Source organism: Streptococcus sp. HMSC034E12, from assembly GCF_001835915.1.
Taxonomy (GTDB): Bacteria; Bacillota; Bacilli; order Lactobacillales; family Streptococcaceae; genus Streptococcus; species Streptococcus vaginalis.
Genome location: NZ_KV826441.1, coordinates 46,377 through 53,871, shown reverse-complemented (window position 1 = coordinate 53,871; position 7,495 = coordinate 46,377). Strand labels below are relative to the sequence as shown.

Below are 7,495 nucleotides of genomic sequence, written 5' to 3'. Positions count from 1 at the left end.
AAGTGTCCCAGCTTCTATCAGATTTAGTAATAAAAGAATAACGCAGTAGGTGATTGGACTCTTCATTCGCTTTTCAAGCTCAGAAGAGCACCTAATCACTCTTGCGGGGGTGGGACTACGAACTAAAAATTTTCGATTTTTAGTTCTGTCCCACTCCCTTATAAATATTCATTTAAGCGTTCTAAGGTTTTTTCTAGATCCTCGTATTTAATTTTTGCGTATTGATAAGGACAATCCTGTATATAACTTGCTTCAAAAAAATACAATGGCAGATTGCTATGTTTGAGGGAGCTGACGGATTTAAGTCCACGTAGATCTAGTAAGATACCATCTCTATTGATAAAGTAGGAAAGTTTGAGCTGATTTTGGCTTAAAAGTTTTTTAGCTCTCGTCAATTCTTTTTCTTGTTGATTGAGAAGAGAAAGACGATTTTTTTCAAACATGAGATTGTCAATATAAAGAGATAGAGCTTTCTGCATGATGAGATTGCTGTCGTAGTCTACTGCTTTTTTGTAGGCGATAAAAGTAGACTGAATAGCTGGAGGAAATAGCAGAGCTGTTATCCGAAGGGCAGGGAAGAGGCTAGTAGAAAAAGATTTGATATAGATGACATGCTGGCTGTTGTCCAAGTAATGAAAGGTTAGTTCGCGTTTGCTGTCAAAGTCAGCCAAATAATCATCTTCTATGATATAAACATCATAAAGCCGAGCAAGACGAATGATTTCTTCCTTCTCCTTTCGACTGTAAGAATGCCCCAAGGGATAATGAAAGCGCGGGATAGTATAGAAGAATTTGATACGTCCAGTTTGAAAATTCCGCTCCAAGTCTCCTAAATCAATTCCTTCTGGAGTTCGTTCAATTGTTTGATAAGGAAGTTTTTGGGCAGTTAGCAAATTGTTTATCCGATGATAGGTCGGCTGCTCAACTAGAATTTCATATTTTTCATTTGGAAAGGCAATTTGCGAAAGAATATAAAGAGCCTGCTGGGTACCAGATGTCAGAACAATCTTGTCAGCAGAGGTGTAGATAGCTGAATCTAGAAGCAGCTGCTGGACAGATTCTCGCAAATCCTCTAGCCCCTCTTGTTGCGAGTAGTAGTTAAAAAGATAATTCTCACGTCCAATCAGCGTTTCATTGAGACAAAGTCGAAAGTCTTCATAAATTTGGTAGTGGTCATCTCTAACGGTTAGCTCCATGTCCTGCTGCTCCTCCAGACTATTTTCCAACACATAGTAGCCACTTTTAGGAACCGCATAGATATACTTTTGATATTTCAATTCCATTAGCGCCTTTTGAGCTGTATCCTTGCTACAGCGATAGTATTCTGCCAGCTGACGGACAGAAGGAATCTTTTGTCCCTTGGACAATTTCCCACTTTGAATATCTTGGCTAATCTGATCTACAATACATTGATACTTAGTTTTTATCATCTTAACTGTCCCCATACAGAAGGATTTTTCTCTATTGTAGCGTATTTTGAAATCTTTTACAATCAGGAAATGATAGTTTGGATTGTGTAGGATTCCCCCATAGATTTCTCCCTACCAATAATTAATGTAAAAGAAATTTAATGAAATAGTTATCTGAGTAATACATTAGCGGAATTGTAATTTAGGCTGAAATGGTTTATAATGAAAAGTAACAAGTATATTAGGAGCCCGTCTAATGGAGAGAAAAATTAAAAAATCGGTAGTTGCGACCGGTTTAGCTGCAACCACTATTATTTCAGGCGGTTTATCACATCAAGTAAATGCCGAAGAAGTAAAAACACAATCTACTGAGCCAAAGACATCTGAAAAAATCACCAAACCAGTTACAGAAACAGATGTTCAATCAGCAAAGCTGCAAGCCGATGCTGCAAAGGTTCAAACAGATGCTCAGCAAAAAGTTGTAGAGCAAGTCAAAGGAGATGTAAATACTTCAAAGGATGCGGTGGCAGATAGCGAAAAAGCTGTTGCAAATGCTGAGGCAGAAAAGAAAGAAGCAACTCCAGAAGTTATTGAAACCGCAAAAGAAGAAGTGGCGACATCAGAGAAGACGGTTACAACAGAGGAAAATAAAGTTCAAGCAGCAGAACAGTCTGAAACAAAGGCAAAAGAAGCTGTTAAAAATCAAGAAAATGTTGTTGCGGGGCAACAATCACTTGTTGACGTTGCACAACGCGAATTAGACACAGCTAAAGCTCCAGTTGCCAATGAAGAACAAGATCTTAACCGCGCAAAGGAAGAAGAAAAACAAGCTGAAAAGAATTTGGCAGAAAAGCAAAAAGATCTTGCTAAAGTGAAAGAAGAAATCGCTAATCTTCCTAAAGAAATCGATTCAGCGACTGAGCAAGTCAAGCAAAGTGAGCAAAAACTTGCAGAAAATCAAGCGACTATTGATCAAAAAGCCGCTGAAGTAGCCCGTGCTGAACATTCAGCTACCAATAGAAGAAATGTTGATTTAAACAAGGCAACCTATGGTGAATTTTTACAACACGCTAAAACAAATGGAGCCAACGAAGCGATTCGTAATGCCGCTACTGAAGCTCTAGCAACTTATGAAAGAGCTAAACGTGAAGACGGTATTACAGTTGGTTCTGACGCAACAAGTCCAGCAACTTTAGCAAATAACTTAAAAGCGATTGAATTGGTTAGAGCTATCAATGCTTATCGTAGACAAGCTGGATTAAAAGAATTATTGATTGATCCTTACAAGAATCCAGCCAGCCAAGTCCAAACTCTTTATTTTGAAAGAGCAGATTGGCATATGGGCAAATATTTGAGAAATGAAAATGTAGCGATTAGTTTTACTCCGAAAGGATCCGTTGATTTTTGGTATAAGGAAAAATCTATCTATATGGCTGAGGCAGCTAAGTATGGCTTAACAACCAATGAGCGAGACATTGATTCCAATCAAATTTATACCACCTTACGTAATCGTGGTCAACTTGCTTTCTTCTATAGAGTTGGTCACTATCTTCAAATGATGGATAAAAACTTTAATACCATTTCAGCTGCATATGATAAAGTTCCAAATCAATACAGTAATGTATATGGAACGTCTGAAGTTGGATTTCATAGAGAACCTAATTTTAATGCACGTGTTAACAACGGTACTCTTCTTAGCGCAGATGCGTATGAGCAAGCAATCCGTAATTTTGCTGGTGCTGCAAAGGCCGCAAATGCACAAGCAACAGTAGCGAAGAGTCAATTAGGCGTGTTGCGAGCTCAAAGAACGGGTTATGTATCTACTTTAAATATTCAAAAAGCAAAATTAGCAGACCTTCAAAAGTTGACTGCGAATCGTTCAGCTGCTCTTGCTACTGCGAATGCTGGAGTGATTACAGCTGAAGCGGCCTTGACAAAAGCAAAGCAAAATGTTGTAACAAAAGAAGCTGCTTTGAAGCGCGCAACTGCAACTATTGCATCCAAGTTGGCACCAAAACAAGTAGCTTTAGAAAAAGCTCAAAAAGTGCTAGATAGTGCTAAAAATAAATTAGCAGAACTAAAGAAAGCTTTAATTACAGCGGAGTTAAATGTTGCCAAGGCAAAAGACGCTTTGCAAGCTAGTCAAACCAAGCTAAAAGAAGCACAAGATAACTTGGAAAAATTACAAAATGCACCACAAGTACTTGAAGCAGCTCAAAAGGCCCTTCAAGCTGCACAAGCTGACTATGTCTCTAAGGTTAAAACGTTAAAAGATGAAGAAGCAAAACTAGAGATTTCTCGTTCAATTTATACCAAGTTACAAGAAAACTATGAGCAATTGAGAAGTCAACTTCCTCCGAAGGCTCAAAAAGAAACAGGTGGAAAAGTACAAAACTTACACTTATCCAGAACTTACCAACCAAAACCATTGTTAGTTAGACAACAAAATACTGGTCAAAAAGTTCTGCCTGCTACAGGTACTAAAGCAGATCAGGTTGCTGCATTAGGTTTGCTACTTGGTTTGGGAACTCTAGCTAGTGCTCGCCGTCGTAAAAGAAATAACGAAGATTAAATAATTGAAGATTTTAGAAAAAATCTAATCTTTCTTCCCAAAGGCAAACAACTCTGTTTTCGAGTGTTTGTCTTTTTGATTGAGATAATTAAAATCAACAGTGAAGAAATGATAATAAAATAGAATTTAAATTAAATGTAACTTCTGCCTGATAGATATTTAAAGTATCTATCATTTTGAGAATCAGCACAAAAATAGTATAATAGACTGTATTCTCTTAACGAAACGAATAAAACTAAAGGAGTTTTTCATGCAAGTCATCAAACGTAATGGAGAAGTTACTGATTTTAATCCAGATAAAATTTATCAAGCTATTCTGAAAGCAGCACAAACAGTCTATGTCTTGACAGATGATCTACGTCAAAATTTAGCGCTTGTAACTAAAAAAGTAGTGTTAGATCTAGAGGAAGCTGGTGTTGAACGAGCTACTATCAGTATGATTCAATCTATGGTAGAAAATCGCCTGTTAGGTGCTGGTTATATCACCATTGCCGAGCATTATATCTCCTACCGATTGCAACGAGATTTGGATCGCAATGGTTATGGCGATCATATTGCAGTCCATTTACATTTTGAACAAATTCGATAAATTTACAGCCTAGATTACAGAATGAAGTAGTTGGCAGATTTTTTGAAAAATTTGCTAAAAATCAACTCTCTTTTAAGTTAATAATATTGCTTGTTCTAGAAAAGTTTACACATTCCCTTAATTTCTGGGACTTGACAAGTGTATTTTAATATGATAAAATTTAAAAGATTTTAAGCTTGAAGGGAGTGAAAAAAATGTCAAAAACAGTAGTACGTAAAAATGAATCCCTTGACGATGCTCTTCGTCGTTTCAAACGTGCGGTTACTAAAGCTGGTACTCTTCAAGAAACACGCAAACGTGAATTCTATGAAAAACCTTCTGTAAAGCGGAAACGTAAATCAGAAGCAGCTCGTAAACGTAAAAAATTCTAATTGAGCAAAATGACAGACTTCGGTCTGTTTTTTGTTTCTATTTAGATAAAATCGAACTCGTACTCAATGAAAATCAATAGCTTTAGCAGTTTTACCGTATGGAAGTTATCTGTCATCTCAAAACTCCACCGCAAGATTAATAGAAGTAGCAGCTAGAGGGATAGGTTAAGGCAAACAGAATATCAAGAAACCGTGAGAGTAAACAAAAACACTGATTTTCATCAGTGAATGTTTTTTCATAATTATTTGCTTTCGAGCAATGCTTTGATTTCTTGAAGAACTTCTAATTCAGTTGGTCCTGCAGCTTCTTCAGCAGTATCTTCTTCTTTTTTTGTAAGACTTTGCGCTTTTTCAACAGACTTGACGATGAAGAAGAGAACTGTTCCGATGACAAGGAAATTGATAACAGCGCTTAAGAAACTACCGTATGCAATCCCATTCCATTTTAAACCAGCAATTTGTTCTACACCAGCAGCTTTTAAAGCTGGATTGAGAAAGAGTGGAGTAATAACATCTCCAATAAGCGAAGTCACAATAGCTCCAAAAGCATTGGCAATAATAACACCGACTGCCAAATCAATTACATTGCCGCGAAGCAAAAACTCTTTAAGGTCCTTTAACATTTTCTTTTTCCTTTCAAAATACTAAACTATATTATATCAAAAAAGGGGGGAAAGTCAATAAAATGTCTAAAAAATATAGTGAATATTTTACTTTTTGAAAAATTTATTATAAAATGTAAGTTGTTATTCTATGATAAATTGGGGGTGTTGTCTATTGATTGATAAAGAAATCATTTCTGATATTAAAAATAGTGTCAATATCGTCGAAATCATAGGAGAAGTCGTTGCTCTAACGAAAGCTGGAAGAAATTATCTAGGGCTTTGTCCTTTTCATGGTGAAAAAACTCCATCATTCAACGTGGTAGAAGAAAAGCAATTTTATCACTGTTTTGGCTGTGGAAAGTCAGGTGATGTCTTTAAATTTATTGAAGAATATCGTGGTGTTTCTTTTATGGACGCTGTACAAATTGTTGCCGATCGTGCAGGGTTTCCATTAGAAATAAAGCATAGTAGAAAAGAGCTGTCAACACATACACATCCTCATCAAGCACTTTATGATATTCATGCAGAAGCTGCAAGATTTTACCATGCGGTATTGATGACAACAAAGATAGGAGAAGAAGCACGTTCTTATCTTTATGAACGTGGCTTAACAGATGAAGTTATCAAGCATTTTCAAATTGGTTTAGCGCCCAATGAAAATAACTATCTTTATAAAAGTGTTAGTGGAAAGTTTGATGAGCAAGTCATTATGAATTCTGGTTTGTTCAACTTAGCTGATAACAATTTGGTTTATGACGCCTTTCAAAATCGGATTATGTTTCCATTGGCAAATGATAAAGGACAAGTCATTGCTTTTTCAGGTCGTATTTGGCAAGCAAGCGATATAGAGCAGAAAGTCGCGAAGTATAAAAATAGTCGCAGTACACCGATTTTCAATAAAAGCTATGAGTTGTATCATCTGGACAAGGCCAAAGCGACTATCAAGAAAAGTCACGAAATTTACTTAATGGAAGGCTTTATGGATGTTATAGCCGCTTATCGTGCTGGAATTGAAAATGCTGTAGCATCTATGGGGACAGCATTGACGCATGAGCATGTGGAGCATCTTCGTAAGTTCGCAAAGAAAATTATTTTAACGTACGATGGTGACAAAGCAGGACAAGCAGCGACAGCAAAAGCTCTGAATGAATTGTACGATTTATCAGTTGAAATTGTCAGGATTCCTGATAATATGGATCCAGATGAATTTATCAAAAAAAATTCTGCTGATGATTTACAAAATTTACTGACTAAAACACGAATTAGTGATATAGAGTTTCTTCTGAACTATCTGAAGCCAGATAATATCGAAAACTTGCAAGCTCAAATTGAATTTGTTGAACAAATGTCTCTGCTGATTGCACAGGTTCAATCAATCACTGCACAAAATTCCTATATTTATATGTTAGCTGAATTGTTACCTGATTTTGACTACCAGCAGGTGGAGCAAACTGTTAATAATCATCGTTTGGTAAATAGAAGAGTGCAACAACAGCAATCGCATCAACAAGTGTCAAGACTTGACATTCCGGTAACACGGCAAGTATCACGGCTAATTAAGGCAGAGAGTCATCTTCTGCAGCGGATGATTGATAATCCTGTAATTTTAAATGATTATCGTTTGAGGAAAGATTTTCATTTCGCAACAGTAGAATTGCAGACTTTGTACGATATTTTAAAAACAAATGGCGAGGTAACGCCACAAGATTTGTCTGAGCAAAATGATTCGGTACAGCAAGCTTGGTATCGGGTCTTAGAAGAAAATCTACCAGAGGAAGTTTCTGAGCAGGAACTGATTGAAGTGGAGCAAACGCGAGATAAGGAATTGCTTCGCAAAGAAAATCAATTGATTGGTAAAAAAGTCCGTGAAGCATCTCATAGTGGGGATGCAGATACGGCATTAGAAGAGCTAGAGCGATTTATTGCTCAAAAAAGGAGAATGGAGTAGG

General features: G+C 36.7%; 6 protein-coding genes. 4 read left to right on the top strand and 2 right to left on the bottom strand.

The features are described from left to right. Nucleotides 1–158: 158 nt before the first annotated feature. Nucleotides 159–1,445: an aminotransferase-like domain-containing protein gene (locus tag HMPREF2574_RS05670; protein WP_070812276.1), complete on the bottom strand. Its 1,287-nt coding sequence runs from the start codon at nucleotides 1,443–1,445 to the stop codon at nucleotides 159–161. Between the two features lie 220 nt (nucleotides 1,446–1,665). Between HMPREF2574_RS05670 and HMPREF2574_RS05665 the strand changes: the two genes are divergently transcribed. The 3 genes from HMPREF2574_RS05665 to rpsU all read left to right on the top strand — a co-directional run bounded on the left by HMPREF2574_RS05665 (nucleotide 1,666) and on the right by rpsU (nucleotide 4,941). Further along, entirely contained in the window at nucleotides 1,666–3,981 is a 2,316-nt protein-coding gene (locus tag HMPREF2574_RS05665) for a CAP domain-containing protein (RefSeq protein ID WP_070812275.1), read from the top strand. A gap of 250 nt (nucleotides 3,982–4,231) precedes the next feature. Further along, nucleotides 4,232–4,570 (top strand): ATP cone domain-containing protein, encoded by a 339-nt coding sequence (locus HMPREF2574_RS05660; RefSeq protein ID WP_003024641.1) that lies wholly within the window; start codon nucleotides 4,232–4,234, stop codon nucleotides 4,568–4,570. Between the two features lie 194 nt (nucleotides 4,571–4,764). Beyond that, the gene (rpsU, locus tag HMPREF2574_RS05655) at nucleotides 4,765–4,941 is read left to right on the top strand and encodes a 30S ribosomal protein S21 (protein ID WP_000048054.1); all 177 of its coding nucleotides are present in this window, start codon (nucleotides 4,765–4,767) and stop codon (nucleotides 4,939–4,941) included. Between the two features lie 242 nt (nucleotides 4,942–5,183). Here rpsU and mscL read toward each other — a convergent pair whose 3' ends face one another. Then, nucleotides 5,184–5,564, bottom strand: coding sequence for a large conductance mechanosensitive channel protein MscL (mscL, locus tag HMPREF2574_RS05650; RefSeq protein ID WP_022525808.1), 381 nt, complete (start codon nucleotides 5,562–5,564; stop codon nucleotides 5,184–5,186). Between the two features lie 154 nt (nucleotides 5,565–5,718). Here mscL and dnaG point away from each other — a divergent pair, with 154 nt between their 5' ends. Then, on the top strand, nucleotides 5,719–7,494 hold the full coding sequence (gene dnaG, locus HMPREF2574_RS05645) for a DNA primase (RefSeq protein ID WP_280921401.1): 1,776 nt from the start codon (nucleotides 5,719–5,721) through the stop codon (nucleotides 7,492–7,494). Nucleotide 7,495 lies beyond the last annotated feature (1 nt).